Origin of the sequence: Nocardiopsis potens DSM 45234, from assembly GCF_000341105.1 — a bacterium.
Classification (GTDB): domain Bacteria; phylum Actinomycetota; class Actinomycetes; order Streptosporangiales; family Streptosporangiaceae; genus Nocardiopsis_A; species Nocardiopsis_A potens.
Window position 1 is genome coordinate 127,945 of sequence record NZ_ANBB01000035.1, and the last position, 25,860, is coordinate 153,804.

22 protein-coding genes are annotated in these 25,860 nt (G+C 76.0%); 10 read left to right on the plus strand and 12 right to left on the minus strand.

What is annotated here, in order from left to right:
* The first annotated feature begins 49 nt into the window (after nucleotides 1-49).
* Entirely contained in the window at nucleotides 50-856 is an 807-nt protein-coding gene (locus D459_RS0113415) for an alpha/beta hydrolase (RefSeq protein ID WP_020380165.1), read from the plus strand.
* A gap of 277 nt (nucleotides 857-1,133) precedes the next feature.
* On the opposite strand, the gene D459_RS0113420 is transcribed toward D459_RS0113415, so the two are convergent.
* The 3 genes from D459_RS0113420 to D459_RS0113430 all read right to left on the minus strand — a co-directional run bounded on the left by D459_RS0113420 (nucleotide 1,134) and on the right by D459_RS0113430 (nucleotide 3,724).
* Nucleotides 1,134-2,144 (minus strand): coiled-coil domain-containing protein, encoded by a 1,011-nt coding sequence (locus D459_RS0113420; RefSeq protein WP_020380166.1) that lies wholly within the window; start codon nucleotides 2,142-2,144, stop codon nucleotides 1,134-1,136.
* A 164-nt stretch (nucleotides 2,145-2,308) separates the two neighbouring features.
* Nucleotides 2,309-2,863, minus strand: coding sequence for a peptide deformylase (gene def / locus D459_RS0113425; protein WP_017593527.1), 555 nt, complete (start codon nucleotides 2,861-2,863; stop codon nucleotides 2,309-2,311).
* Between the two features lie 51 nt (nucleotides 2,864-2,914).
* Nucleotides 2,915-3,724 carry an aminoglycoside adenylyltransferase domain-containing protein gene (locus D459_RS0113430; RefSeq protein ID WP_017593528.1) on the minus strand — a complete coding sequence of 270 codons (810 nt, stop codon included), beginning with the start codon at nucleotides 3,722-3,724 and terminating at the stop codon, nucleotides 2,915-2,917.
* A gap of 947 nt (nucleotides 3,725-4,671) precedes the next feature.
* Between D459_RS0113430 and D459_RS0113435 the strand changes: the two genes are divergently transcribed.
* Nucleotides 4,672-5,346 (plus strand): sirohydrochlorin chelatase, encoded by a 675-nt coding sequence (locus D459_RS0113435; RefSeq protein WP_017593529.1) that lies wholly within the window; start codon nucleotides 4,672-4,674, stop codon nucleotides 5,344-5,346.
* Between the two features lie 76 nt (nucleotides 5,347-5,422).
* Here D459_RS0113435 and D459_RS0113440 read toward each other — a convergent pair whose 3' ends face one another.
* The 3 genes from D459_RS0113440 to D459_RS35000 all read right to left on the minus strand — a co-directional run bounded on the left by D459_RS0113440 (nucleotide 5,423) and on the right by D459_RS35000 (nucleotide 8,909).
* The gene (locus D459_RS0113440) at nucleotides 5,423-7,369 is read right to left on the minus strand and encodes a heavy metal translocating P-type ATPase (protein WP_026120360.1); all 1,947 of its coding nucleotides are present in this window, start codon (nucleotides 7,367-7,369) and stop codon (nucleotides 5,423-5,425) included.
* A gap of 346 nt (nucleotides 7,370-7,715) precedes the next feature.
* Nucleotides 7,716-8,348 carry a DUF305 domain-containing protein gene (locus tag D459_RS0113445; protein WP_017593531.1) on the minus strand — a complete coding sequence of 211 codons (633 nt, stop codon included), beginning with the start codon at nucleotides 8,346-8,348 and terminating at the stop codon, nucleotides 7,716-7,718.
* 111 nt (nucleotides 8,349-8,459) lie between these two features.
* Nucleotides 8,460-8,909 carry a DUF6153 family protein gene (locus tag D459_RS35000; RefSeq protein WP_017593532.1) on the minus strand — a complete coding sequence of 150 codons (450 nt, stop codon included), beginning with the start codon at nucleotides 8,907-8,909 and terminating at the stop codon, nucleotides 8,460-8,462.
* A gap of 170 nt (nucleotides 8,910-9,079) precedes the next feature.
* Here D459_RS35000 and D459_RS0113455 point away from each other — a divergent pair, with 170 nt between their 5' ends.
* On the plus strand, nucleotides 9,080-10,012 hold the full coding sequence (locus D459_RS0113455) for an aminoglycoside phosphotransferase family protein (RefSeq protein WP_017593533.1): 933 nt from the start codon (nucleotides 9,080-9,082) through the stop codon (nucleotides 10,010-10,012).
* A gap of 277 nt (nucleotides 10,013-10,289) precedes the next feature.
* Nucleotides 10,290-11,390, plus strand: coding sequence for a glycerophosphodiester phosphodiesterase family protein (locus tag D459_RS0113460; protein ID WP_017593534.1), 1,101 nt, complete (start codon nucleotides 10,290-10,292; stop codon nucleotides 11,388-11,390).
* Between the two features lie 147 nt (nucleotides 11,391-11,537).
* On the opposite strand, the gene D459_RS0113465 is transcribed toward D459_RS0113460, so the two are convergent.
* The 5 genes from D459_RS0113465 to D459_RS0113485 form a co-directional block, all read right to left on the minus strand.
* Nucleotides 11,538-12,227: a response regulator gene (locus D459_RS0113465; protein ID WP_017593535.1), complete on the minus strand. Its 690-nt coding sequence runs from the start codon at nucleotides 12,225-12,227 to the stop codon at nucleotides 11,538-11,540.
* On the minus strand, nucleotides 12,227-14,833 hold the full coding sequence (locus D459_RS31565) for an ATP-binding protein (protein WP_051065424.1): 2,607 nt from the start codon (nucleotides 14,831-14,833) through the stop codon (nucleotides 12,227-12,229). The genes D459_RS0113465 and D459_RS31565 overlap by 1 nt, the downstream gene beginning before the upstream one ends.
* A 113-nt stretch (nucleotides 14,834-14,946) precedes the next feature.
* Nucleotides 14,947-15,777, minus strand: coding sequence for an enoyl-CoA hydratase-related protein (locus D459_RS0113475; RefSeq protein WP_017593537.1), 831 nt, complete (start codon nucleotides 15,775-15,777; stop codon nucleotides 14,947-14,949).
* Nucleotides 15,778-15,845: 68 nt separating this feature from the next.
* Nucleotides 15,846-16,742, minus strand: a complete 897-nt coding sequence (locus D459_RS0113480) for a protein phosphatase 2C domain-containing protein (RefSeq protein ID WP_017593538.1) — start codon at nucleotides 16,740-16,742, stop codon at nucleotides 15,846-15,848.
* Nucleotides 16,743-16,876: 134 nt separating this feature from the next.
* A complete protein-coding gene (locus tag D459_RS0113485) occupies nucleotides 16,877-18,496 on the minus strand; it encodes an FAD-binding oxidoreductase (RefSeq protein WP_026120362.1) in 1,620 nt (539 codons plus the stop codon).
* Between the two features lie 17 nt (nucleotides 18,497-18,513).
* Between D459_RS0113485 and D459_RS0113490 the strand changes: the two genes are divergently transcribed.
* From D459_RS0113490 to D459_RS31570, 6 genes are all read left to right on the plus strand, one after another.
* Nucleotides 18,514-19,125 (plus strand): TetR/AcrR family transcriptional regulator, encoded by a 612-nt coding sequence (locus tag D459_RS0113490; protein ID WP_026120363.1) that lies wholly within the window; start codon nucleotides 18,514-18,516, stop codon nucleotides 19,123-19,125.
* Nucleotides 19,122-20,666 carry a glycerol-3-phosphate dehydrogenase/oxidase gene (locus tag D459_RS0113495; RefSeq protein WP_017593541.1) on the plus strand — a complete coding sequence of 515 codons (1,545 nt, stop codon included), beginning with the start codon at nucleotides 19,122-19,124 and terminating at the stop codon, nucleotides 20,664-20,666. The genes D459_RS0113490 and D459_RS0113495 overlap by 4 nt, the downstream gene beginning before the upstream one ends.
* A 224-nt stretch (nucleotides 20,667-20,890) precedes the next feature.
* Entirely contained in the window at nucleotides 20,891-21,622 is a 732-nt protein-coding gene (locus D459_RS0113500) for an ABC transporter ATP-binding protein (protein WP_017593542.1), read from the plus strand.
* On the plus strand, nucleotides 21,619-22,413 hold the full coding sequence (locus D459_RS0113505) for a hypothetical protein (protein WP_017593543.1): 795 nt from the start codon (nucleotides 21,619-21,621) through the stop codon (nucleotides 22,411-22,413). The genes D459_RS0113500 and D459_RS0113505 overlap by 4 nt, the downstream gene beginning before the upstream one ends.
* Before the next feature lie 81 nt (nucleotides 22,414-22,494).
* Complete coding sequence (locus D459_RS0113510; RefSeq protein ID WP_017593544.1) at nucleotides 22,495-22,908, plus strand: GntR family transcriptional regulator; 414 nt, start codon at nucleotides 22,495-22,497, stop codon at nucleotides 22,906-22,908.
* Between the two features lie 336 nt (nucleotides 22,909-23,244).
* Nucleotides 23,245-24,414 carry a DUF1648 domain-containing protein gene (locus tag D459_RS31570; protein WP_017593545.1) on the plus strand — a complete coding sequence of 390 codons (1,170 nt, stop codon included), beginning with the start codon at nucleotides 23,245-23,247 and terminating at the stop codon, nucleotides 24,412-24,414.
* A 456-nt stretch (nucleotides 24,415-24,870) separates the two neighbouring features.
* Here D459_RS31570 and D459_RS0113520 read toward each other — a convergent pair whose 3' ends face one another.
* Nucleotides 24,871-25,767, minus strand: a complete 897-nt coding sequence (locus tag D459_RS0113520) for an SCO6745 family protein (protein ID WP_017593546.1) — start codon at nucleotides 25,765-25,767, stop codon at nucleotides 24,871-24,873.
* Nucleotides 25,768-25,860 lie beyond the last annotated feature (93 nt).

Below are 25,860 nucleotides of genomic sequence, written 5' to 3' on the forward strand. Positions count from 1 at the left end.
CCTGCCCGCCCCCCGGCAGCCGGAGGGCGGGATCGGGCAGGATGGTGGGGTGACTGATACATCGTCCGGAATCAGCGTCCGGGAGCGCCCCGAGCGCCGGCGGCTCACCACGATCGACGGGGTCGGGATCGACTCGGTCCTGATCCGAGGGAGAGGCGGGGAGCGGCGCTCGGCCGTGGCGGTCGCCAACGGCTTCACCGGTTCCTGGCGGAGCAAGGACACCCGGATGATCGCCCGGCGGCTGCTCCCCGTCGCGGACGTCCTCCTCTTCGACTTCCGCGGGCACTACGACTCGGGCGGGGCCAGCACGGTCGGCAACGACGAGGTGTACGACCTCGACGCGGCCGTCCGGCACCTGCGCGGGCTGGGCTACGGCGACGTGTCCACCCTCGGCTTCTCCATGGGGGCGGCGGTCACCCTGCGGCACGCCGGCGCGTTCGGCGGGGTGAGCGCGGTGGTCGCGGTGAGCGGGCCGAGCCGCTGGTACTACCGGGGCACCCGGCGGATGCGGATGCTGCACTACGGGGTGGAGCGCCCGGTCGGCCGCTGGTTCCTGCGCACCGCCCGCAACGTCCGGGTGACCGACCGGGCCTGGGACCCGGTCCCGCCGGACCCCACCGAGCTGGCCGCCTGGATCGCGCCGGCCCCGCTGCTGGTGGTGCACGGCGACGCCGACTCCTACTTCCCGCTGGAGCACCCGAGGCGGATCTACGAGGCCGCCTCCGAGCCCAAGGAGCTGTGGATCGAACCGGGCATGGGCCACGCCGAGCGGAGCATGACCCCGGAGCGGGCCGACCGGATCGCGGCCTGGCTGGAGGCCAACCGGGCCGCCCCCGAGGCTCCGGCGGAGGGCTGACGCCCGGCCGAGGGCCGCGGAGTGCACCTGCCGCCGGACCGCCGGAATCCGGCCTGCCGCTCCTGCGGCCCGGTCCTCCGGCGCGCCGGAGGACCGGGCCGCAGGAGGAGCCCGCGGTCGGCTGCGCCGCGCACACCGGGGCCGAGGAGCGGCGCTCGGAGCGGCTGCGGCGAGCACCGGAGCCGGTCGCCGGAGCCGATACGGGTCGGGCGCGGCGGCCGCTCCGGCCGCCGCGCCCGAGAGGACGCACGGGCCCGCCGGGGCGGGCCGCACACCGTCAGAAGGACGAGATGTGCACGTGGTCGTAGTGGTTCTGGGTGACGCTGCCGCGGTCCTCCATGGGCTTCCAGCCCGCGCCGGGGTTGCGGCTGTCCCAGATCTTCTGCTCCCAGATGACGTACTTGACGCCCAGCCGGTCGGCGTTGGCCTTGGCGTACTCGGCGACGTCCCAGCCGATCTGCTGGTTGCCGCCGCTGGGCATGGCGCCGCCGGCGCTCATCATGAAGTCGCAGGCCTGGCCGGTGCCGTGGTCGTCGGCGCTGGAGCGCACGCAGCCGACCTCGTAGGGCAGTGAGAAGTTGGCGATGATCTCGTCGCGGATGGCGGCCATCCGCGGGGTGGCGCCGTCGAAGCCCCAGCCCTTGAGCCGGTCCGGGACCGGGCCGCCGCCGGTGCCGCCACCGCCGCCGCCGCCGGACGAGGAGTCGTCCGCGGGCTCGGGCACCTGCTCGGCCTCGTAGCGCTCGATGCGCTCCTTGATCTCGTCCTGCTTGTCCTCCAGCTCGTCGACGATCTCCTTGGCGTCGTCGAGTTTGGAGTCGGCCTCCTTGGCGGCCTTCTTCAGGTCGGCGCGGCTCTCGGTGAGGGAGAGCAGCCGCTCGCCGTTGTTGTGCGAGATCTGGCCGGCCAGGGCGGCGCTGTCCAGGGTGTCCTCGGGGGAGGAGCTCATCACCACTTCGAGGGCGGGATCGATCCCGCTGCCCTTGTACTGGGCCGCGGCGAGCTCGGAGACGTCGCCGCGGGCGCTCTCGTAGGCCTTCTCGACCTTCTCGAGGCGTTCGTCGGCCTTGTCCGCCGCGGCCTTGGCCTCCTCGTAGACGACGAGCTCGCCGTCCAGCTCCTCGGCGAGCTTCTCCGCCTTGGAGTTGAGCTCGTCGAGCGAGGGTTCGTCCTCGTCGGCGTAGGAGGCCGGGGCGGCGAACAGGAGGAGGGCCGCGGCGGCGGAGCCGATCACGGCGGAGGCCGCCGGGCGCGCCCGGCGGGAGGAGGGTCTGCTGTATCGAGTCACGTGGGGTTTCTCCGTGGAACGGGACCAGAGGGCCTCGCCCGGAAGGATCGAGGAGGGAGGGGCGCGTGATGCCTGGGGGGCCACGCGATACCCCGCCACACCATACGTGATCCGCTCGTTATCCGCCTAGCGACTCATCATCTTTTATCCAGAAACGGGACAAGTCACGACAAACCGCCGAAGGCGCTGGGCAGCCGGGAGGGGGCCGGCGCCGGCGCCTCCGCGCCCAGGAACCAGGAGGATTCCCGCACCGCGCGCAGGGCGTCGCGGCGCGTCTCCCGGTCCAGCCGGTCCAGGTAGAGCATCCCGTCGAGGTGATCGGTCTCATGCTGCAGCGCGCGCGCCATCAGGCCGGAGCCGCGCAGCACCACCGGCTCGTTCCGCTTGTCCACCCCGGTCACCACGGCGTGCATGGCGCGCTCGGTCGGGTACCACAGGCCCGGCACCGACAGGCAGCCCTCCTCGCCGTCCTGCTTCTCCTCGGAGAGCTCGGTGATCTCGGGGTTGATCACGTAGCCGATCCGGCCGTCCACGTTGTAGCTGAAGGCGCGCAGCCCCACCCCGATCTGGGTGGCGGCGACCCCCGCGTGGCCGGGGGCGTCCACGGTGTCCAGCAGGTCCCGCACGAGCCGGTCGGTATGCGCGTCGAAGCGGGTGATCGGCGTGGTGGGGGCGGTGAGGACGGGATCGCCGAAGCGGACGATGGGGCGCTTGCTCATGGCCCACAGCCTAATGCGGGCCGGACCCCGGCCGGTGCGGTCCCGCGGGGCTCAGGCGGCCTGCGGCTCCAGGGCGTCGTCGATGACCATCTCGATGTAGTCCAGGGCCGCGCGGCGCCGCTCCAGCGTGCTGTCGAACAGCGACGGCGCCTCGCTGCCGCGGCGCACCCGGAGGCACTCGTTGACGATCCGGTGCCAGCGCTCCGGGAAGGTGTGCAGCGCGTAGACCCCGGCCCCGGACTTCGAGGTGATCTCGCAGGTGCGCAGGGTGAAGTGGAGCCGGCTGACGCTCAGCACGCTCCACGAGGGGGCCAGCGACCCCAGCGCCGCCAGGCCGCGCGGGGTGAGCAGCCGGCCGGCCTTGGCCCGCCAGCGGCGCCACTGCTCCTCCAGGTTCCCCAGCGACCAGGTGCGCAGGCTCTCCGGGCGGTCCCAGACGGCCAGCTCGGAGGGGTGCGGGCCGCGCACGGCCACGCCCCGCTCGGCCAGCACGTGCCAGGTGATCGGGTTGAGCTCGGCGCGGGAGGAGGAGCGGTAGCGCCCGCCGACGACCGCGGCCACCGGGGCGCACTCGTCCGGGCTGCGCACCAGGTCCTCCCAGGTGAGGTGGATCCCGTTGAACTGGGGGCGGGGGACGCGGGCGCGGGTGGCGGCGTGCGCGCGGCGCAGGGCGGCCCGGTCGGTGCCGGACAGCGGGCGGGAGGCCACCACGACGAAGTCCACGTCGCTGGCGTGCGGGCGGAAGTCCCGGAGGGCGACGGAACCGGTCAGGTAGAGCCCGTCGACCAGGCCCGGCGCTTCGACGTCCGCGTTCCGCAGGAAGGTGTCCGCGACCTCTCGGACGCGCGGGTCGATCGCCATCAGGTACTACTCCACTCTGCGTTGCGGGGCGGGGGGAGGCGCGGGGCCTTCGGCCGGCCCCGCGGGCGCGCGGTGCCGGACCGGGATCGGCGCCGCGCCGACCCCTCGTCGTCGGCACCAAGTCTGTGCGGCTCGACCCGGGATCGCAAGTGATCAGAGCCCATCGGCGTTCTGTCTCCCCACGTCAGGGGGTGTGCGGGGGTGGGCGCGGGGTGGTGCGGGCTCCCTTGACGCCGGACTCGCCGCTCTGCTAAGGGCGCCGGCGGGTCCGAGGCTCCGGTGCATGGTACGTCCCCGACCTGGAATGGGTCACCCGCGGGATTGCATGAAGGGAAATGCGCAAAAAACGGCACCGGCGAATGCACGATCGGCGCGGTTTTCCGTATCGCGGGTTTTCCGCGACACGCGGCCGGTGGTGATTCGGAGCGTTATGAAAACTGCGGAACCGGGTATTCTTGCTGCCTCTGATGCGTTGCCGGAGCGTCCCGGGGCGCGGGGGAGCCGGAGTTCTGCAGAGAACTCGCCCCCGTCCGCCGGAGCCCTTCCCCGGGCTCCGGTGCGAATGCGCCGCCGGCGTTCCTCCGGCCCCCCGGAAGTCCATTGGAGGAAGAGTGGCGAAGACGACCCCCGAGGAAAGCGGAAAATCGCCCGCGATGTGCTTACCATTGCCTTGGCCTCCCTTTACCTCCCGCGGACCCTGGTCGGGGCGGGGGGTTCCGGGCTGATCCCGCCGGGCCCTCCGGCGGGCGGTGCGGCCGCGCCGGCCGCGCGGAATCGCCCGGTAAAGCCGATCGGATTTCCGGAAAGGTTCCGCAGCGCCGGTGAGTCGCGCCTGCGCCGCGAGTTTCCCCGCGTGTAACACCAGGTCATTGAAGTGAAACCATCGGCCCCTAGGGTCAGCCGCATGTCCGGGCCGATGTCTGAAGGCGATTGCCGAGGAGGCGGATATGGTCCCCACGATGGTGCTCGTTGCCGACGATAAGCAGGACGCCCGGCGCGGGGAATCCCTGCGGGAACTGGCGGACGCGGTCGCGGCGCGGCGCGAGGCCCCGGTCGTCTCCGCCTTCGGCTCCGCCGCCGAGGTGCAGGCGGTGCTGGACCTGGTCGACGGCCCCAAGGTGCTCACCCCGGCCTACGTCGCCGGGGGCGACGTCGCCAGCGCCGAGCTCTTCTCCGGCCTCCGGTCGGACGACCGGGCCGGCGTGTGCGCCACCGACCCGCTGGGCGCGGTCCCCTCGATCGTCGCCGACCTGGCCGGCCGCCTCGCCGACAAGGGGTGGGCCCCCGGCGACGGCGTGGTGCTGGCCGCCGACGGCGGCACCGGGCAGGCGGAGCGCCAGGCCGTCGCGGACGTGGCCCGGATGCTCAGCCGCCGGCTCGACTCCCCGGTGCAGGTGGGCTACCTGAACTCGTGGGCGCCGACCGTGGCCGACGCGGTCGACCGGGTGCGCCGCGGCGGCCGCCGGGTCGCCATCGGCACCTGGCGGCTGGTCGAGGACGGCGACCACGAGCGGCTCCGGGAGCTCGGCGCCGCGGTCACCGCCCCGCTGTGGCCCGCCGACATCGTGGTGGACACCCTGCTCGCCCGGCACCGGGCGGCCAAGGCGCGGCTGGCCGCCTGAACCGGCGGACGGCGGAGGGGCGGCGCCGATCGCGCCGCCCCTCCGCCGGGTCCGCGGCCCCGCCGGGCCGCCCCGCTCACCTCCAGGGGCGCAGGTCCACCCGGCGCAGCAGCTGGGCGTTGAGCGCCACCACGATGGTGGACAGGCTCATCAGCACCGCCCCCACGGCCGGCGGGAGCACGAACCCCACCGGGGCCAGCACCCCGGCCGCCAGCGGCACCGAGACCAGGTTGTACCCGGCGGCCCAGACCAGGTTCTGCACCATCTTGGTGTAGCTCGCGGCGGACAGGATCCGTACCGACAGCACGCCTCGCGGGTCGTCGGAGGCGAGCACCACCCCGGCCGACTCGATGGCCACGTCGGTGCCGGCGCCGATCGCCATCCCCACGTCGGCGCGGGCCAGGGCCGGGGCGTCGTTCACCCCGTCGCCGACCATCGCCACGGTCCGCCCCCGCTCCTGCAGGGTGCGCACCACCTCGTCCTTCTGCTCCGGCCGGACCTCGGCGAACACCTCGTCCACGCCCAGCTCGGCGGCGACCGCGTCGGCCACGCTGCGCGCGTCGCCGGTCACCATGGCGACCCGGACGCCGCGCTCGTGCAGGCCGCGGACGGCCTCGGCCGACTCCGGGCGGACCTCGTCGGCCAGTGCCAGGGCCCCGGCGATCGCGCCGTCCGCGACCACGTGCAGCACCGTCGACCCGGCCTCCCGCCAGGCGGCGGTGGGCCCGGACAGCTCGGCCGGCTCGTCCAGGCCCAGGTCGGACAGGAGCCCCGGGCCGCCCACCGCGATCTCGGCGCCGTCCACCGCGGCCCGCACGCCGCGGCCGGTCTCCGAGCGGAAGTCCTCGGCCTGCGGGACCGGGCCGCGCTCGCGGGCGGCGCGGACGATCGCCCGGGCCAGCGGGTGCTCGGAGTCGGACTCGGCGGCGCCGGCCAGGGCCAGCACCCGGTCGGTGGTCCAGCCGTCCGCGGCGGCCGCGGAGGAGACCGCGGGGCGGCCCTTGGTCAGGGTGCCGGTCTTGTCGAACAGCACGGTGTCGACCAGCCGGGTCCGCTCCAGGGCGAGGCGGTCCTTGACCAGGATGCCGGCCCGCGCCGACTTGGCGGTGGAGATCGACACGACCAGCGGGATGGCCAGGCCCAGGGCGTGCGGGCAGGCGATGACCAGCACCGTCACCGTCCGGGTGACCGCGTCGGTCGGGCTGCCCAGGGCGGCCCAGGCGGCGGCGGTCAGCACGCCCGCGGCGAGCGCGAACCAGAACAGCAGCGCCGCGGCCCGGTCGGCCAGGGCCTGCGCGCGGGACCGGGACTCCTGCGCCTCGGAGACCAGCCGCCGGATGCCGGCCAGCGCGGTGTCCTCGCCGACCGCGTCCACCAGCACCCGGATCGAGGAGTCGGTGGCCACGGTGCCCGCGACCACCCGGGCGCCGGACCCGCGGGAGACGGTCCGCGACTCGCCGGTGATCATCGACTCGTCCATGGCGGCGCGGCCCTCGGAGACGGTGCCGTCGGCGGGCACCCGCCCGCCGGAGCGGACCAGCACGGTGTCGCCGGCGCGCAGCTCGGAGACGGGCACCGGGACGGCTCCGCCGTCCGGGCCGATCCGCTCGGCGGTGTCCGGGAGCAGCGCGGCCAGCGCCTCCAGGGCGCCCGAGGCCTGCCCGAGGGCGCGCATCTCCAGCCAGTGGCCGAGCAGCATGATGGCGACCAGGAGCACCAGCTCCCACCAGAAGTCCAGCTCCATGCCGACCACGCCGAGCGAGGCGAGCAGGCTGGCGCCGAAGGCGACGGAGATCGCCATCGCGACCAGGGTCATCATCCCCGGCCGGCGGGACCGCAGCTCGGAGACGGCCCCGGAGAGGAACGGCCAGCCGCCGTAGCCGAAGACCACGGTGCCCAGCACCGGCGGGACCCAGGCCAGCGCGCCCGGAACCTGGTAGCCGAACCAGCCGGCGATCATGTGGCTGGTCACCACGACCGGGGCGGCGAGCAGCAGGCTCCACCAGAACCGGGTGCGGAACATCGCGGCGTGGTCCCCGTGCCCCGCGTGCCCGCCGTGGCCCTCGTGCCCTCCGTGCCCCGGATGGCCTTCGTGCTCCGCGTGGCCCTGGTGGCCGGTGTGCTCGGCCTGCTCCGCGTGCCCGGCGTGCGGGCGGTCGGGCGCGGACCCGTGCGCCCCGCCGTGTCCGGCGTGCCCGTCGTGTTCGGAGACCATGGCCGGTTCCCTCCTTCGAAGCGTTTCCGCGTTTCCGACGCTGCCTTTATACCCCTAGGGGGTATATGGATGTCAAGGGGACGCCCCGGTGAGACGCGCATCGCACCGGGGCGCCGGCCGGACCGGGGGCAGGGGTCCGGAGGCGGGGCCGGGATCAGTGGCCGGAGTGCTCCCCGCCGCTCTCCCCGCCCCCGTCCTCGGAGGCGGGGGCCTCGGAGGGCTCGCCGAGCAGGCCGCGCATCTCGGAGATCTCCGCCTCCTGCGCCTCGACCACGGCGGTGGCCAGCTCGGTCGCCTCGGCGCTGACCCCCTCGTCGAGCTGGGCCTGGGCCATGTCCACCGCACCCTCGTGGTGCTCGATCATCTGCTCCAGGAAGAGCTCGTCGAAGGCGTCGCCCTCGGCGGCCTCCAGCTCGGCCAGCTGCTCTTCGGTGAGCATGCCGTCCATCTCGTGGTCCATCTCGGCCTCGGGGTCCTCGCCCCACTCCTCCAGCATCGAGGTGAGCTGCTCGATCTCCGGCCCCTGGGCCTTCTCGATCCGCTCGGCCAGGTCGCCGACCTCGGGACCGGACCGGTCCTCGGCCAGCTCGGCCATCTCCAGCGCCTGCTCGTGGTGGGGGATCATCATCCGGGCGAACATGACGTCGGCGGAGTTGAACCCGGCGGAGTCCGCCTCCTTCTCCCCGGCCTGCTCGCCGCCCTCGTCGGGGGAGCCGCCGCAGGCGCTCAGCAGCAGGGCCGAGGCCAGGGCGGCGGGCAGCAGGAAGAGGCGCTTGTTCGGTGTCATGAAGGTTTCCGTCCTTGGCGAAGTGCGAAGAGCGCACGGCGGAGCGCCCGCCGGTGCGCGGGTGGATCTCGGGAACGCGGAAGCGGGCGGGGGCGCGCCCCCGCCGGGCATCTAGATCCGCAGCACCTGCAGGGCGGAGAGGGACGGAGGGGCGGGCGGCCGCCGCACGGCCGGCGCCGGCGGGGCCTGGGCCGCCCGGAACAGGGCGGGCGGCAGGGGGGAGCGGGTGTGCGCGGCGGCGGTGGCCAGCAGCGCGGTGAGCACCGCGCCGGCCAGGGCCAGGCAGACCGAGGTCGGATCCAGCGGGGGCAGCGGTGCGCCGTCCCCGTCGGGGGAGTGGTGGCCGGACGGGGACGCCCGCCCGGCCGCCGCGTCCGGGTGGGCCGCAGGCGCGTCCGGGTGGGCCTGGGCCGCGGCCGCGGCGGGCGGTGCGCCGTGCTGCCCGTGGGACTCCAGATGGCCCAGCGTGTGCATGGCGCCGACGCCGAACAGGACGCAGAGCAGCACGAGGGCGCGGAGCCACGCCGGGGCCCCGCGGCCTGCGACCGGTCCGCGTCCCATGGCGCCATCGTAATGGGGTCGGGGGGTATAGAGCGCACGCCCCCGTGGGTAGGTCTAGACCCGGCGCCCTTCCCCCCCCCGAGGGGCGCGGGCGGCCTCCGCCGGAACCCCCTGCCGAGGAACGGCGGCGTTCCCGGGGCGCGGGCCGATCGGACTTCTAAGGTGGACCCATGAGCGACCTCACAGCGCAGTTCGTCGACGACAGGCAGCGACAGCGCCTGCTACGCAGGTTCGGTACCGGCGCGGCCGGGTGGCTGGCGGGGCTGCCCGCCCTGGTGGAGTCGCTCGCCGAGCAGTGGAAGCTGACCGTGGAGGGCCCCGCCCCGCACGGCCGCACCTCGGTGGTGCTGCACTGCCGCCGCCTCGACGGCTCCCCCGCGATCATGAAGATCTCCCCCGACGCCGGCCTGGGCGTCTCCGAGGCGCGGGTGCTGCGGCTGTGGGCCGACACCCGCCGCGTTCCCGAGGTGTGGGCGGTCGACGAGGAGCGCGGCGCGCTCCTGCTGGAGGCCATCGGCGACGGCAGCACCGTGGCGATGTGCGGCACCGTCCCGCCGATGGCCGAGATCGGCGCCCTCATCGCCGACCTGCACTCGGTGCCGATGTCCCGCCGGGAGCGGATGGAGCTCAACCCCCTGGTCAGCCGGGTCGGCTTCCTCTTCGACATGTGGGAGCGGCGGCGCTCCGAGGGGCCGGCGGCCGAACTGGTCCCGGCGTCGCTGCTGCACCACGGGCACGCCTGGGCGCGGGCTCTGGCCAACGGCTCCGACGGGGACGACGCCGTCCCGCTCCACGGCGACCTGCACCCGGGCAACGTGCTGGACGGCGGCCCGGAGCGCGGGCTGGTCGCGGTCGACCCGCGGGCCTGCCTCGGCGACCCGGCGGCCGACGGCGTCGACTGGGTGATGTGGCGCACGCAGAGCGCCGACGCGGCGCGCCGCCGCGCCGGGGAGCTGGCCCCGGCCATGGGCGTCGCGGAGAAGCGGCTGCTGGAGTGGTGCAGCGCGTTCGCCCCGCTGTTCGCGGTGGCCTTCGCCGACCGCGGCCGCGGCGACACCCCGGAGTTCCGGATGATGATCGAGGCGGCCTCCTCCGGCCTCTGACGCCCCGGCCCCGTCCGGTGCCCCCGCCCGGTGCCCCTCGCCCTGAGCGCGCCGCCCCCGTGAGGAGCGCCCCCTCGAAGAACGGACCCGGGGACACGGACGCCGCCTCTTATCACAGAGTGTGTCCTCTGTGCCACCCTGGGAGTCCGGAACCGGCCGCTCCGTTTACATTTACGCCTCCGGTGGGTTGTCGTTCAGCCAAGGTGAAACCGTGCGACGCACGGGCCGGGCAGCGTTCCGATCGCCCCTGCACGCACCCGCGCACTCAAGGAGACACATGCGGCGCAGCGCCACCGCACCGAAGTGGATCGCCCTCACCACCGGACTGATCAGCGCCGCGGCGCTGATCGCCCCCGCCCCGGCCGCGGCCGAGCCGGTCCGCCCCGGAGACGGGGAGCGGGCCACCGACGCCCCGTGGGTGATCGCGCACCGGGGCGCCTCGGCCTACCGGCCCGAGCACACCATGGCCGCCTACCGGCTGGCGCTGCGGCAGGGCGCCGACGTCATCGAGCCGGACCTGGTGCCCACCTCCGACGGCCACCTCGTCGCCCGGCACGAGAACGAGCTGAGCGGAACCACCGACGTCGCCGAGCGCCCCGAGTTCGCCGACCGGAAGACCACCAAGGTCATCGACGGCAAGGAGGTCACCGGCTGGTTCTCCGAGGACTTCACCCTCAAGGAGCTGCGCACGCTGCGCGCGGTCGAGCGGATCCCCGACATCCGCCCCCGCAACACCCGCTACGACGGCAAGTACAAGGTGCCCACCTGGGAGGAGGTCGTCTCCTTCTGGAAGAAGGCGGACCGCCACCCCAAGTACGCCGGCGTGAAGCTGATCCCCGAGCTCAAGCACGGCGCCTACTTCGACTCGATCGGCCTGGACACCGAGCGGATCCTCGCCGAGTCGCTGGCCGAGCACGGCCTGGACGGCGAGGACTCCCCGGTCATCGTCCAGTCCTTCGAGCCGGACAGCGCCCGCGAGGTCGACTCCCTGGTGGACGTCCCGGTGGTGCAGCTGATCAGCCCCTCCCAGCCCGAGCTCACCACCCCCGAGGGCCTGGACGGGGTGGCCGAGTACGCCGACGCGATCGGCCCGGACATGCGCCTGGTGCTGCCGATCGGCGAGGACGGGCTGCCCGCCGAGCCGACCCCGCTGGTCGGCGACGCGCACGACCGCGACCTGCTGGTCACCCCCTACACGCTGCGCAGCGAGAACGCCTTCCTGCCCGAGGGGTACCGGAAGGGCGACGACCCCTCCGCCTACGGCGACCACCTCTCCTACTACACCGATGTCCTGGAGACCGGGGTGGACGGGGTGTTCTCGGACAGCCCCGACCACCTCCGCGAGGCCCGCGACCGGTACCTGGAGAACCAGGGCTGACCCCGGGGGCGGTGCGCCCCGGGGCCGCACGCGCGGAACGCCCGGCGGGACCTCCTGCCGGGCGTTCCCCGCTCCGTCCCCGATGGTCTCGACGTTCCGGGTCTGTCAATGCACGTTGACAGGCCCGGAACGTCGAGACCATCGGGTTCAGCCCTTCGCGGGCGGGCCCTTCTCGAACCGGTAGCCCATGCCGGCCTCGGTGATGAGGTGCACCGGGTGGGCCGGGTCCGGCTCCAGCTTGCGGCGCAGCTGCGCCATGTAGACCCGCAGGTAGTTGGTCTCGCTCTGGTAGACCGGCCCCCACACGTCGTGCAGCAGCCGGCGCTGGCTGACCAGCCGGCCCGCGTTGCGCGCCAGGATCTCCAGGATGTGCCACTCGGTCGGGGTGAGCCGCACCTCCTCGCCGTCCCGGACCACCCGCTTGGCGCCCAGGTCCACGGTGAAGGACTCGGTGGCCACCACCGGCGCCTCCTCCACCGGCACCGAGCGGCGCTGCGCCGCCCGGATCCGGGCCAGCAGCTCGTCCATGCCGAACGGCTTGGTGACGTAGTCGTCCGCGCCCTGGTCCAGCGAGCGCACCTTCTCGCTCGCCGAGTGGCGCGCGGAGAGCACGATGATCGGCACCGACGTCCAGCCGCGCAGCGCCTCGATCACCTCGCCGCCCTCCATGTCCGGCAGCCCCAGGTCGAGCAGGACGACGTCGGGGTGGCGCTCGGCCACCGCGCGCAGCGCCGCCGCACCGTCGGCCGCGGTGTCCACCTCGTAGCCGCGGGCCCGCAGGTTGATCCGCATGGCCCGGATGATCTGGGTGTCGTCGTCGACGACGAGAATCCGCATCAGCCGTCCTCGGTCCTTCCGGCGGGGTGCTCCTCCTCGGCACCGGAACCGCCGCCCCCATCATGGCGCGCCTGCGGCGCGGGTGCGTCCAGGGGTGCGCAGCGCGGCAGGGTGAAGACCATGGTGAGGCCGCCGCCCGGGGTGTCCTCCGGGGTGAGCGCGGCGTCCATCGCCTCGCTGAACCCGCGCGCCACGGCCAGCCCCAGCCCGATCCCGGTGCCCCGCGGCGCGTCGCCGAGCCGCTGGAACGCCTCGAAGATGCGCTCCTTGTGCGGGTCGGCCACCCCGGGCCCGTGGTCCACCACGCGCAGCTCGACCGAGTCCCCGTGCGCGCTGGCGGCGACCCGCACCGGCGGGCCGCCCGCCCGGTTGTACCGCACCGCGTTCTGCACCACGTTGGCCACCGCCCGCTCCAGCAGCCCCCGGTCGGCCCAGACCCGCGGCAGCGAGTCGGGGACGTCGACCGCGACGGTGTCCGGCGGGATCCCGATGAGGGTGGCCGGAACCACCTCCTCCAGGCCCACCTCGCGCATCTTCGGCTGCACGGTGTCGGTCTGCAGCCGGCTCATGTCCAGCAGGTTGCCCACCAGCCCGTCCAGCCGGTCGGTGGCCTCCTCGATGTTCTCCAGCAGCTCGGCCCGGTCGGTCTCGTCCAGCTCCAACTCGGTGGAGCGCAGGCTGGACACGCTGGCCTTGATCGAGGTGAGCGGGGTGCGCAGGTCGTGCGAGACCGCGGCGAGCAGCGCGGTGCGGATCTTGTTCCCCGCGGCCTGCCGGCGGGCCAGCGCGGCGTCCCGGGCCAGCCGCTGCCGCTCCAGCGCGATGCCGATGTGGCTGGCGAAGGCGTTGAGGAACTTGCGGTCCGAGGCGGTGATCATGTGCCCGCGCAGCGCCAGCACCAGCGAGTCGCTCACCGACACCAGGGCGTCGGCCTGCTCGGGGTCGGTGCACGGTGCCTCGCCGTAGTTCTCCACCACCTGCCAGGCGCCGTCGTCGCGCTGCTCCAGCAGGGTGACCGAGCGCTGCGCGAACGCCTCCCGGATCCGCACCATCAGCGCGCGCAGCGGCTCCTGGGAGGCGAGCACGCTGCTCGCCAGCAGCGCCAGGGTGCCGGCCTCGGAGCGGGCCCGCGCGGCCTGGATGGAGTTGCGGTTGGACAGGTCCACCACGAACGAGACCAGCAGCGCCACCAGCACGAACACCGCGAGCGCGATGGCGTTGTCGGCCTCGTTCACGGTGAGGCCGCGCCACGGCGGGGTGAACAGCAGGTTGAGCAGCAGGCTGCCCCAGAGCGCCGAGGCCAGCGCCGGCCACAGCCCGCCGACCAGCGCCACCGCCACCGTCCCGGTGAGGAAGAAGAGCATGTCGGTGGTGAGGCCGAGGGCGTCCAGCGGGGGCACCCGGAGCAGCCCGGACAGCAGCGGCGGCAGCGCCAGGGCCAGCACCCAGCCCCAGGCGACCCGGGCCCGGCCCAGGGTGCCGCGGAGCGGCGGCAGCAGCCCGCGGCCGCGCCCCACCTCCTCGTGCGTGACGATGTGCACGTCGATGTCGCCGGACTCGCGCGCCACCGTGGCGCCCACCCCGGGGCCGAACACGTACTGCCAGCCGCGCCGCCGGGAGGAGCCGAGCACGATCTGGGTGGCGTTCACCCCGCGCGCGAACTCCAGCAGCGAGACCGCCACGTCCTCCCCGATGACCTGGTGGTAGGTGCCGCCCAGCTCGGCCAGGAGCCGCTTCTGCCGGGCCAGGTCGCGGGTGGGGCCGTGCGCGAGCCCGGAGGCGGCCACCACGTGCACCGCCATCAGGTGGCTGGGCTGCGGCTGGCCGCCGCGGGCGCGGGCGGCGATCCGCGCGGCCCTGCGGATCAGCGTCTCGCCCTCCGGGCCGCCGGTGAGCGCCACCACGATCCGCTCCCGGGCCTCCCAGGTGTGCCGGATCTGGTGCTGGCCGCGGTACCGGGAGAGCCCCTCGTCGACCCGGTCGGCCACCCAGAGCAGGGCCAGCTCGCGCAGCGCGGTGAGGTTGCCCTCGCGGAAGTAGTTGGAGAGCGCGGCGTCGATCTTCTCCGCCGGGTAGATGTTCCCGTGCGACATGCGGCGGCGCAGCGCGTAGGGCGACATGTCGCACAGCTCGATCTGGTCGGCGCGGCGGACGATCTCGTCGGGGATGGTCTCGCTCTGCCGGGTCCCGGTGATCTGCATGATCACGTCGTTGAGCGACTCCAGGTGCTGGATGTTCAGCGTGGAGACGACGTCGATCCCCGCCTCCAGCAGCTCGTCGACGTCCTGCCAGCGCTTGGCGTTGCGCGAACCGGGGGCGTTGGCCCGGGCGAGCTCGTCCACCACCGCGACCTCCGGGGCGCGCCGCAGCAGCGCCTCGACGTCGACCTCCTCGGCGGCGGCGCCCTGGTGCTCGGTGCGGAGCGGGGGGACCCGCTCCAGCCCTTCGGCGGCCGCGGCGGTCCGCTCCCGGCCGTGCTCGTCGACCAGCCCGAGGACCACGTCGGTCCCCCGGTCGCGCCGCCGCCGGGCCTCGCACAGCGCGGCGTAGGTCTTGCCCACCCCGGGGGCCGCCCCGAGGTAGATCCGCAGTCGTCCCCGTGTCACGCCTCCATTGTCGGTGATCGCCCCGCCGATCCCGGAGCCGCCGAGCGGCCCGTCGCGCCCCTCCCGGAACACGCCGGCGGCCGCCGCCCGGCCGGTGGGCGGCCGCGCCGGGGTCAGTGCCGCCGGGGCGGCAGCGGGGCGAAGCGGGGCGGGCGGCGCTCCAGGTAGGCGCCGACGCCCTCGGCGAAGTCGGGGTGGGCGAAGGCGCCCGGCATCAGCCGCACCGCCTCGGCGACCGAGTCGTCCAGCCCGCTCTCCGCGGAGCGCAGCACCTGGGCCTTGATCTCGGCCAGCGAGGCGGGGGAGCACTCGGACGCCAGGGCGCGGGCGTAGTCCAGGGCGGCGGGCAGCACCTCCTCGCGCGGGCGGACGTGCTCGACCAGGCCGATCCGCTCGGCCTCGGCGCCGGTCAGCACCCGGGAGGAGAGCAGCAGGTCCATCGCCCGCCCCTGGCCGACCAGGCGGGGCAGCCGCCAGGCGACGCCGTACTCGGCGACCAGGCCGCGCCGGCTGAACGAGGTGGTGAGCTTGGCGTCCTCGGCGCAGAACCGGACGTCGGCGAAGAGCGCGACGACCAGCCCCAGCCCGGCGGCGGCGCCGTTGACCGCGGCGACCACCGGCTTGCGCAGCAGCATCGGCAGGTGCTTGGGGCGGTCGGGCTGCTCGATCCGCCCGCCCGATCCGTTCTGCACGCCGTCGCCGATGGAGGACAGCGCGTCCAGGTCGGCCCCGGCGCAGAAGCCCCGGCCGGCCCCGGTGAGCACGATCGCGCGCACCTCGGGGTCGGAGTCGGCCTCCTCCAGCAGGTCGAAGAGGCGCTCCTCCATCGCCGGGGTCCAGGCGTTGAGCCGCTCCGGCCGGTTCAGGGTGAGCACCAGCACCCCGCCGTCGAGCTCGCGCAGCACCTGCTGCTCCGGGTCGCGCTCCCACTCCGCGTCGGCCACGCCGCCTCCTCGATGCCGCTACAGACCGCTTGGTATGCGCCGATCCTACGCGGCCGGGGAGACCGGCATCACCCCCGGGCGGAGCGCCGCTCCGGAGAGGGCGGGGAGGGCGGGGCGAACGCGCCGACCAGCGCGGTGGCGTCGTCGTGCGGCTTGCCCCGGACGGCACCGGGCCGGTCCCGCTCCTCGGCGCGGACCCGGTCGATGAGCGCCGCCGGCCCGGCCCCGTCCAGGAGGCCCCAGACCTCCGCCCAGCCGTACCCGAAGTACTCGGCGAGCCGGGTGCAGCCGTCGGTGAGCAGCCCGAACCGGCCGCCGCCGGGGGCGGGGTGCACCCCGGTCACCGCCTCGTGCGCCGCCCGCGGGTCGGCCCCGGCGACCCAGAACCCGCCGGGCCGGTTCCGCATCGAGCGGACCAGCTCCCGGGAGTAGGGGCGCCCGCCGGGCAGTCGGTCGAGCCGGTCGTCGGTGACCATCCGGGGCGGCCCGCCCTGCACCGGGAGCAGCACCGCGCAGTCGGCCAGCACCAGGTACTCCAGCCCGCCGGGGACCGCGCGCACCGCGGCGAGCGCGGCCGAGGGGGAGTCCGGCCGGGACAGGTCGCAGCCGGGGCCGTGCTCCCGGCGGACCCGCCCGATCGCGGCGGCCAGCAGCTCGGGCAGTCCCGCCCGTCCCCCGCCACCACCCTCAATCGAGGCCCTCCGGGCCGGAGGCTCTCCTCCCCGTCGCCCACCGCCGCCCTCGGCCGGGGCCCTGGAGCCCGCGCTCCCCTCCGCCGCGTCCAGCTCGGCGGCGAGTGCGGCGGAGAGGCGGCCCACCAGCCAGCGCACCCCGTGCCGGCAGCCGGTGTCGGCGTCCGGCGGCTCGGTCGCCCCGTCCACCACGAAGGCCCACCCGGGCCCCGCGGCGGCGGCGTCCTCGTTCTCTGCGCCGACGCCCTTGCGCGTCGCGAATCGGATGTCCACGCAGGAAGGGTAGAAGGCCGCCCTCCCCGTCCTCCGGGCCGGGGAGGGCGGGAGAACGGGGAGGGCGGCGGAGGAGCGCTCCGGGCCGGGGAGGGGCCGGCCGGGCGGTGCGGGCCGGGGCCCGGAGCGCGGGCTCACTCCGCGTCGGGGATGAGCTTGCCCGGGTTGAGGATCCCCGCGGGGTCCAGGGCGGACTTGACCGCGCGCAGCGCCTCCGCGCCGAGCGGGCCGATCTCCGCGGGCATCCACGGCCGGTGGTCGGCGCCGACCGCGTGGTGGTGGGTGATGGTGCCGCCGGACGCCGCGATGGCGTCGCCCGCCGCGCGCTTGGCCCGGTCCCAGCGGGCCGCCGGGTCGGCCCCGGCCGCGGTGACCACGGTGAAGTAGAGCGAGGCGCCCTCGGGGTAGGTGTGCGACACGTGGCAGAGCACCACCGCCTTGCCCTCCGGCCCCTCCAGCGCCTCGGAGACCGCCGAGCCCACCGCGCGGTACAGCGGGAGCAGCCCGGACCAGGAGGCCGCGGTCTCCAGGGTCTCGGCGAGGATGCCCGCGGAGAGCAGGGTGTCCCGCAGGTAGGGGGCGTGGAACCGGCTGTGCCGCCAGTCGGCGACCGGCTCGGAGCCGAGCGCGGTGCCCCCCGCCGCGGCCAGCGCCGCCGCCGTGGCGGCGCGGCGCGCCTCGACCTCGCCGGCCTCCCCGTCGAAGCCGACCACCACCAGGCAGCCGGGGGCGGCCTGCTTGCCGGAGAGGGCGGCGTTGACGAAGGTCTCGGTCTCGTCGGAGAGCCGCGCGGTGGTGGGGCGGAGCGCGGACCTGGCCAGGGTGCGCAGCGCCGCGGCCCCCTCGGCGAAGGACGGGAACGCCCACGCCTCGTCGTGCCGGGCCTGCGGGACCGGCCGGACGCGCACGGTGACCTCGGTGATCACCCCGAACACGCCCTCCGAGCCGAGCAGCAGCTGGCGCAGGTCGGGGCCGGCCGCCGAGGCCGGGGCGCGGCCCGCCTCCAGGGTCCCCCGCGGGGTGGCCGCCTTCAGCGCCACCACCATGTCGTCGAACCGGCCGTAGCCGGAGGAGGCCTGGCCGCTGGAGCGGGTCGCGGCGAACCCGCCGATGGTCGCGTACTCGTAGCTCTGCGGCAGGTGGCCCATGGTGTAGCCGTGCGCGGCCAGCAGCTCCTCGGCCTCCGGGGCGCGCAGCCCGGCCTGGAGCACCGCGGTCCGCGACTCCTCGTCCAGCGAGACCAGTGCGTCCAGCTCGCGCAGGTCCAGCGCGACGACGGCGGAGAACCGGCCGCGCAGCGGCGCGACCCCGCCCACCACGCTCGTCCCGCCGCCGAACGGGACCACCGCGACGCCCTGCTCGGAGCAGGCCCGCAGCACCGCCTCGACCTCGTCGTGGCCGGCCGGGAAGAGTACCGCGTCGGGCGCGTCGGGAACCGCGCCGGAGCGCATCCGCAGCAGGTCGGGGGTGCTCTTGCCGGCGCTGCGCCGGAGCCGGGCGGCGTCGTCGGTGCGCAGCCGGGCGCCGTCGCCGCCCAGCGCCGCGGTGAGCGCCGCGCGCGCCTCCCCGGTCAGCGCGGAGGGCGGCAGCCGCACCTCGGACTCGGCCACCGGGGGCAGGTCGCGCAGCTCGGCGCCGAGCGCCTCGGCGATCAGCGCGCGCACCGGTTCGGAGAGCGGCTCGGCGCGGGACGGGTCGCCCCAGGCGAACCAGGACATTTCAGGGACACGGGACGCGGCCCGGCGGTTGCTCATGCCGTACAGTTTTACACATGACGTCAAGACGTAACGTTGAAGACGAGATCCTCGACGCGGCGCGCGCCTGCGTCGAGGCATTCGGCGTCCGCCGCACCACCCTCACCGACGTGGCGCGCCGGGCCGGGGTCAGCCGCCCCACCGTCTACCGCCGCTGGCCCGACGCCGACTCGCTCGTCGCCGACCTGCTCACCCGGGAGATGGTCGCGCTGCTGGGCGGCGCCGCCCGGGACCAGGGCGGCCGGAGCGCCCGCGAGCACCTGGTGGAGCAGGTCGAGAGCGTGCTGCGCGCCTCCCTGGCGCACCCGCTGTTCGCCAAGATCGTCGACAACGAGCCGGAGACGCTGGCCACCTACGCCTTCCAGCGGCTCGGCACCAGCCAGTTCGCGGTGCTCGACCTGCTCCGCCCGCAGATCGAGGCGGGCCAGGCCGACGGGTCGGTCCGGGACGGCTCCCCGGAGGTGCTCTCCCGCATCGTGCTGCTCACCGTGCAGAACCTGGCGACCTCCCGCCGCCTGGCCGAGGACCTGATGGACACCGACGCGCTGGCCGCCGAGGTCCGCGCCCTGCTGCACGGCTACCTCGCCCCGGGCGGGGCCGCCGAGCAGGCCGCGGGGGAGGGGCGATGACCGGGGCGGACGGAGGACCGCGCACCGCGCTCACCGCGGAGCGGCGCGAGGCCGACATCGCCGCGCTGGCCGACGGCGCACCGGTGGACCTGCTGGTCGTCGGGGCCGGGGTGACCGGCGCCGGCGCCGCCCTGGACGCGGCCGCGCGCGGCCTGTCGGTGGCCCTGGTGGAGCGGGGCGACCTGGCGCACGGCACCAGCCGGTGGAGCTCCAAACTGGTCCACGGCGGGCTGCGCTACCTGGCCCGGGGGCAGTTCGGGGTGGCCTACGAGAGCGCCCGCGAGCGCGACGTGCTGATCGGCACCACCGCCCCGCACCTGGTGCACACCATGCCGATGGTGCTGCCGCTGCACCCGGCGGTGGGCGGCGTCCAGGCGGCCGCGGTCCGGGCCGGCATGGGCATGGGCGACCTGCTGCGCACCGCGGCCGGCACCGACCCGCGCACCCTGCCCCGGTCGCGCCGGCTGAGCGCGGCGCAGACCGCCCGGCTGCTGCCCGGCGTGCGCACCGCGGGGCTGCGCGGCGGCATCCTCTCCTTCGACGGGCGGCTCACCGACGACGCCCGGCTGGTGGTCGCCCTGGCGCGCACCGCGGCCGGCCGGGGGGCCCGGGTCGCCACCCGGTGCGAGGCCGAGCGGATCGGCGGCGACGGGGCCCTGCTGCGCGACCGGCGCACCGGCCGCCGCTTCGAGGTGAGCGCTCGCGCGGTGCTCAACGCGACCGGGGTCTACGCCGGGGAGCTGGTGCCCGAGGTGCGGCTGCGGCCCAGCCGGGGCACGCACATCGTGCTCCGCGAGGAGGCGGTGGGGCGGCCCCGGGCGGCGATGACCGTGCCGATCCCGGGCACCCTGAACCGGTTCGCCCTGGTGCTGCCGCAGGGGGACGGCCGGGTGCTGGTCGGGCTGACCGACGAACCGGTCGACGGGCCGCTGCCGGACGTGCCCGAGGTGCCCGAGTCCGACGTGGAGTTCCTGCTCGGCACGGTCAACGAGGTGCTCGGCACCGCGCTGGACCGGTCCGACGTGGTCGGCTCCTTCGCGGGGCTCCGCCCGCTGCTGGACGCCGGCGAGGAGGACAGCGCCGACCTGTCCCGGCGGCACGCGGTGATCCGCTCGGCCGACGGGGTGCTCACCGCGGTCGGCGGCAAGCTCACCACCTACCGGAGGATGGCCGCCGACGCGGTGGACGCGGCGGTGCGCTCCGCCGGGCTGCGCGCCGGGCCGTGCACCACCCGGGCGCTGCCGCTGGTCGGCGCGGCCCCGAGGGGGGTGCTGGACGCGGTCGACGCGCCGCGCCGGCTGGTCGCCCGGTACGGCACCGAGGCGCCCGACGTCGTCGCCCTGGCCGGCGGGGACCCGGAGCTGCTGCGCCCGGTCGCGGCCGGGATCACCCCCGCCGAACTGCTCTTCGCGGTCGCCCGGGAGGGCGCCCTGGACGCCGGGGACCTGCTGGACCGCCGCACCCGGATCGGCCTGGTTCCGGCCGACCGCAGGACCGCGCTCCCCTGGGCGGAGGAGGCCCTCCGCCGCGCAGGCGGCTGACCGACCGATCTCCCTTGACGACACCCGCGCCCGCCGGAGCCCCTCCGGCGGGCGCGCGCTTTCCGCCCGGGCCCGCGTGTCCGCCCCGCGGATCCCGGCGGTCCCGGCGGGCCTGGCTGGACCGCCCGAGCGGCCGCCGCCCGCTCCGAGTGCTCCGGGAACCCGTTGCCCTTTTGTTCTATGTTGGCTATAACAAATAGGAGAGAGCGAATAGAGGAGGCTCCATGGCCCGGACCGCGCACACCGTCGCCGTTCGATCCCTCACCAAGTCCTTCGGGGACGTCCGCGCTCTCCGCGGACTCTCCTTCTCGGCGCCGCCGGGGTCCGTCACCGGGCTGCTCGGGCCGAACGGGGCGGGCAAGACCACCGCGCTGCGCTGCCTGCTCGGCCTGGTCAGACCCGATTCCGGGCAGGCCGAGATCGGCGGCCGCCGCTACGCCGCCCTGCCGGACCCGCCGGCGGCCGTCGGCGCGTCACTGGACGCCGCGGCGGCGCACCCGGCCTGGACCGGCCGCCGCCACCTGGAGATCTACCGGCGCGCGGCGGGCGCCCCGGCCCGGCGGGCCGCCGAGGTGCTGGAGGAGGTCGGCCTCACCGCCGCCGCGGACCGCCGGATCGGCGGCTACTCCACCGGGATGCGCCGCCGGCTCGCCCTGGCCACCGCCCTGCTCGGCGACCCCGGGGTGCTCGTCCTGGACGAGCCCGGCAACGGACTCGACCCCGCCGGGGCGGCCTGGCTCCGCGGCTTCCTGCGGGCCCGCGCCGCCGCCGGCGGCACCGTCCTGGTCTCCAGCCACCTGCTCGCCGAGATCGGGCAGACGGCGGACCGGGTGGTGGTCATGGACCGCGGCCGGGCCCTCGCGGAGGGGACCCTGGCCGAAGTGGCCGGAGAGCACGGCCTGGAAGCGGCCTTCCTTGCGCTGACCGGGGCCGGAGCAATGGAGGTGCCGCAGTGACCAGGCTCATCGGCGTCGAGTTCGCCAAGTTCTTCGCCACCCGCACCTGGATGTGGACCGGGGCGCTGCTCGCCGCGGCCGCCTTCGGGATGACCGCGGTCGTCGGGATCGCCGGGCCGACCGGCACCCCGCCGCTGCCCGGCCCGGACACCGAGGACGGGCTGGCCGTCGCGATCGGGATGTCCGGCATGCTCGTCATCGTCCCGGCGCTGGTCGGCCTGACCGCGATGACCGGCGAATACCGGCACGGGACCGCCGTCCCCACCTTCCTCGCCGCCCCGCGCCGGTGGCGCGTGGTCGCCGCGAAGCTGGCCGCGTTCACCGCGATCGGCGCCGGCTACGGGGCGGTCGCCGCCGCGGCCGGCGGCGCCGGGATCGCCCTGGCCTGCGCGGTGCTCGGCGTCCAGCCGGCCGCCGGCACCGCAGCGATCGCCGCGGGCCTGGCCCGGGCGGCGCTGGCGATCACCGTCTACACCCTGATCGGGGTCGGCTTCGGCGCGCTGGTCCGCAACCAGCTCGCCGGGCTGGCGGTCCTCGGCGGGTACCTCTACTTCATCGACCCGATGCTCTCCTTCTTCCCGGTCCTCGGCCCGCTCCAGCCCTTCCTGCCGCGCGGCGCCACCGACGGCCTCACCGGCTTCGGCGCGCTGGCCGAGCGGGTCGCCGCCGAATCCGGGATCGCCGCCCCCGACCTGCTCGCGCCGGGCCCCGCGGCCCTGGTCCTGCTCGGCTACGCGCTGCTCGCGGCCGCCGCCGCGGTCGCCCTGCCGGTCCGCAGGGACGTGGTCTGATGAGGAGCGCACCGGTGCCGCGCGGATGCGATGCTGAAGGCCCGACCCAGCGTCCGACCGGCCCCGACGGAGGGGAGATCCGTGATCCTCAGCATCGACCTCGGCAGCGAGGTTCCGATCTACCAGCAGCTCCGCGACCGGGTGGTCGAGGCCATCGCCTCGGGCGAGCTGCGGGAGGGCAGCCGGCTCCCGGCGGTCCGGCAGCTCGGCGCGGACCTGGGGATCAACTTCCACACCGTGAACAAGGCCTACGACCTGCTGCGCCGGGAAGGGCTGCTGCGGGTCAACCGGAAGACCGGCGCGGTGATCCAGCGCGACCCCGGCTCCGGGCCGCCCGGCCCCGGCTTCGCACCGGACTGGGAGACCCGGCTGGGCACCCTGCTGGCCGAGGCCGTCGCGCACGGCGTCCCGGCAGAGGAGGTACTGGAGCGCTGCCGGGGCCGGCTGACCGGATTCACGGCCGGTACGGAGGAAGAGGCCCGCAGTGGAGGATGAGGCGCCAGGACGCCCGCCCGGAGGAGCGCCCGGCGGCGGCGCCCCGGGGACCCCGCGGACGCTCTCCGGAGGTTCCGGACGGCGGATTCCGCCCCGCCCCGGCCCCGGAGGGGGTGCCGGGCCTCTGCCCGGAGCGCCCGGCGGCGCTCCGGGGGCCCCGGGGCCGGCTTCCGGTGGGGCCGGGCGGCGGCCTCCGCCGCACGCCCGGCCTCGGAGAGAGGACCGCGCCCGGCTCCGGGCCTTCGATGCGGTTGAACCGGGGCGGGGGCCGGCCTCCGGGGCGCGGCCTTCGGCGCGCCCCGGGTGCCGCCCCGCCGACGTTCCGAAAGAGGTGACGTGGTGATCTGGACCTGGACGCCGCTGATCGCCGCGGTGGCGGTCGCGGCCACCGCGCTGATGCTCGCCGCGCCCGGCATGGGGCGTGCGACGCTGCCGTTCGGGGTGCGCATCCCGCCGGACCGGGTCGGCGACCCCGCGGTACTGGCGGCCCGGCGCGGCTACCGGACCGCGACGCTGCTGCTCGGAGCGGTGCTGCTCGCGCTCGGCGCGGCGGCCCTCCCGGCCGCCGGCCCGACCGCCGCGATGGGAGCGGTCGCCGCCGCCGGGGTCGCCGGCCACCTCGCGCTCCGGGTGCGCGGGCACCGCGCGGTGGCCGCCGCGAAGCGGGAGGGCGACTGGTACCGCGGACTGACCCAGGCCGTCGCCGTCGACACCGGGCTGCGCACCGACCCGGTCCGGTCGCCGTGGGCGCTGCTGCTCCCCTCCTGGGCGCTGGTCGCGGCGACCCTCACCGCCGGGCTGCTGCTCTACCCGGACCTCCCCGCCGAGCTGACCGTCGCGGTGGAGCACCAGGGCGGCGAGCGGCTGGTGCGCACCGTCGAGACCACCCCGTTCAGCGCGTTCGCCGCGGTGTTCGGCCAGATCGCCGCGGCGGTCCTGGTCCCCGCCGCGTTCGCGGCGGCGCTGCGCTCCCGGCCGGACATCGACGCGGCCTCGCCGAAGCGGGACGCCGAGCGTTACCGGCGGTTCCTGGTGATCGCCGGCCGGTGCACGGCCGGCGCGGTCTTCGGCGCGGTGCTCTGCCTGGCCGGGGTGGCCGCGCTGACCTGGACCGGGCGGATGACCGACGGCCCGCTGGTGGTGGCGGCCCTGGCCCCCGGCCTGGTCGCGGTGGCGCTCTGCTCGGCCGTCCCGATGCTGCTCGGCCAGGGCGGACGCCGGCTGCGGGCCGAGGTCCCGGAGGCCGAGACCGGCCTGGTGCAGCGGGACGACGACCGGTTCTGGCGGCTGGGCGGGCTGGTCTACGCCAACCGGGAGGACCCGGCGGTGCTGGTCCCGGAGCGCGCCATGGGCGTCGGCTGGACGCTCAACCTGGGCAGCCCGGTGGTGCTCTGCATCGGCGCGGGCCTGATCGTCCTCCTGGCCGGCGGAGCCGCGGCGGCGGCCGCGGGGATGCTCTCCCTCCCCGGCGGCGCCGACTTCTACGGCTGGAAATGGGAGCCGTGAGCCCGCTGCCCGGCCTCTGCCGGGTCCCCGGGGCGCGGCCGCGCGGCCTTCCCGGGGCGCCGGTGCCCACGGCGGGAAACGGGAACCGCGGGCGCGGCCGGTCCGCCTCCGGGGCGGACTCCGCCGGTGGTCCGGCGGTCCCGACGGCCGGAAGGCGGCCCCGGGGGCGGGGCCGGCGGGAGGGCGGAGCCCTGGTCGGTCCGGTGCTCTTCCGGCCGGTGGCGACGGCGACGGTCTTCGCTCCCGGCGCGGGGAGCCCGCGGCGGAGCCCGGCCGGAACAGGCGCGCCATCCGCGTCCGGCCCGCCGGCCTGCCCGACGGCGACCGGCGCGGTCCAGCGCGCCGCCCACCGGCCGCCGTACTCCGCCGGGGAGAGCAGGTCCGGAGCGCTTCGCAGTGCCCGTTCCGGCCCCCGGCCGGGGCCGGGCGCGGATCGCCGGGGATCTCCGGGCCGGGTCAGCGTTTGCGGGTGCCCGGGAGTACTCCGGCGGCCAGGACGGCGTCGCGGAGCGGGGCGGCGAGTTCGGCCAGGCGGGCGGTGGCCTCGGCGCCGAGGGCGGTGAAGGCGGGGACCGAGAGCTCGTCGGTCCGCCGCTCCAGCTCCTCGCGGAGCTCCCGGCCCGCGTCGGTGAAGACCGGGGACTCGGGGTCGCCGCCGGGCGCCACCAGGCCGCGGTCGGCCAGCCGGTCCACCGCGCCGGCCCAGTCCCGCTCGCTCCACCACCGCGTCTTCCGCAGCACGGGCGCCTTGTACGGGCCGGCCGCCACATGCGTCACCAGGGCCTCCACCGGGCCGATCCCGGCCTGCGCCAGCAGCGCGACGTGGCCGTCCCCGCGGAACTCGCGGATCAGCGTCGCGGCGTGCCACAGCGCCAGGTGCGCGCCGCCCTCCGGCCAGTCCAGGTCCGCGTGGCCGGCGTAGAGCGGGCGGCCGTGCCGGTGCCCCGCGGCGCCGAGCACGGCGGTGCGGGCCAGCTCCGCGGCCTCCGCCAGGCCGGGGGAGCCGAGCAGGTCCGGGCCGAGCGCCGCGGCCAGCGCCCGGTCGGCGATCCCGAACCGGGCCCGGACCACCTTCTCCGGCGGCGCGGTGCCCCACACCTCCGGCAGCACCGAGGCGACCAGCTCCGGGTTGAAGTTGTAGAACGCGGCGGCGACCGGGCCCGGCCCCACCGCGCCCATCGGCGCCGAGCGGGAGGCGAAGTAGGCGGCACCGTTCCCGGTCTCCAGGCCGATCTCGGCGTATCCGGGCTCCGCCTCGGGGGTGAAGTAGACCAGGGCGTGCAGTGGTTCCAGGACGGACCAGGCGGTGCGGGCCAGTTCCGCGGAGACGGCTCCGCCGCTCTTCTCCGGCATGGGGGGCTCCGTTCGCTCAGGGCGGGATCGGGAACCGGGCGGCCCCCGGCTCCGCTCCCCGGAGCATACCGAGCGGTCTTGTCCGGAGCCGGT

Bases quoted from the DNA above. Each gene is read 5' to 3' on its own strand.
- def (WP_017593527.1), bottom strand. From the start codon at position 2,863: ATGAGCAAGCGCCCCATCGTCCGCTTCGGCGATCCCGTCCTCACCGCC.
- D459_RS0113430 (WP_017593528.1), bottom strand. From the start codon at position 3,724: ATGGCGATCGACCCGCGCGTCCGAGAGGTCGCGGACACCTTCCTGCGG.
- D459_RS0113435 (WP_017593529.1), top strand. From the start codon at position 4,672: ATGGTCCCCACGATGGTGCTCGTTGCCGACGATAAGCAGGACGCCCGG.
- D459_RS0113440 (WP_026120360.1), bottom strand. From the start codon at position 7,369: ATGTTCCGCACCCGGTTCTGGTGGAGCCTGCTGCTCGCCGCCCCGGTC.
- D459_RS0113445 (WP_017593531.1), bottom strand. From the start codon at position 8,348: ATGACACCGAACAAGCGCCTCTTCCTGCTGCCCGCCGCCCTGGCCTCG.
- D459_RS35000 (WP_017593532.1), bottom strand. From the start codon at position 8,909: ATGGGACGCGGACCGGTCGCAGGCCGCGGGGCCCCGGCGTGGCTCCGC.
- D459_RS0113455 (WP_017593533.1), top strand. From the start codon at position 9,080: ATGAGCGACCTCACAGCGCAGTTCGTCGACGACAGGCAGCGACAGCGC.
- D459_RS0113460 (WP_017593534.1), top strand. From the start codon at position 10,290: ATGCGGCGCAGCGCCACCGCACCGAAGTGGATCGCCCTCACCACCGGA.
- D459_RS0113465 (WP_017593535.1), bottom strand. From the start codon at position 12,227: ATGCGGATTCTCGTCGTCGACGACGACACCCAGATCATCCGGGCCATG.
- D459_RS0113485 (WP_026120362.1), bottom strand. From the start codon at position 18,496: ATGAGCAACCGCCGGGCCGCGTCCCGTGTCCCTGAAATGTCCTGGTTC.
- D459_RS0113490 (WP_026120363.1), top strand. From the start codon at position 18,514: ATGACGTCAAGACGTAACGTTGAAGACGAGATCCTCGACGCGGCGCGC.
- D459_RS0113495 (WP_017593541.1), top strand. From the start codon at position 19,122: ATGACCGGGGCGGACGGAGGACCGCGCACCGCGCTCACCGCGGAGCGG.
- D459_RS0113500 (WP_017593542.1), top strand. From the start codon at position 20,891: ATGGCCCGGACCGCGCACACCGTCGCCGTTCGATCCCTCACCAAGTCC.
- D459_RS0113520 (WP_017593546.1), bottom strand. From the start codon at position 25,767: ATGCCGGAGAAGAGCGGCGGAGCCGTCTCCGCGGAACTGGCCCGCACC.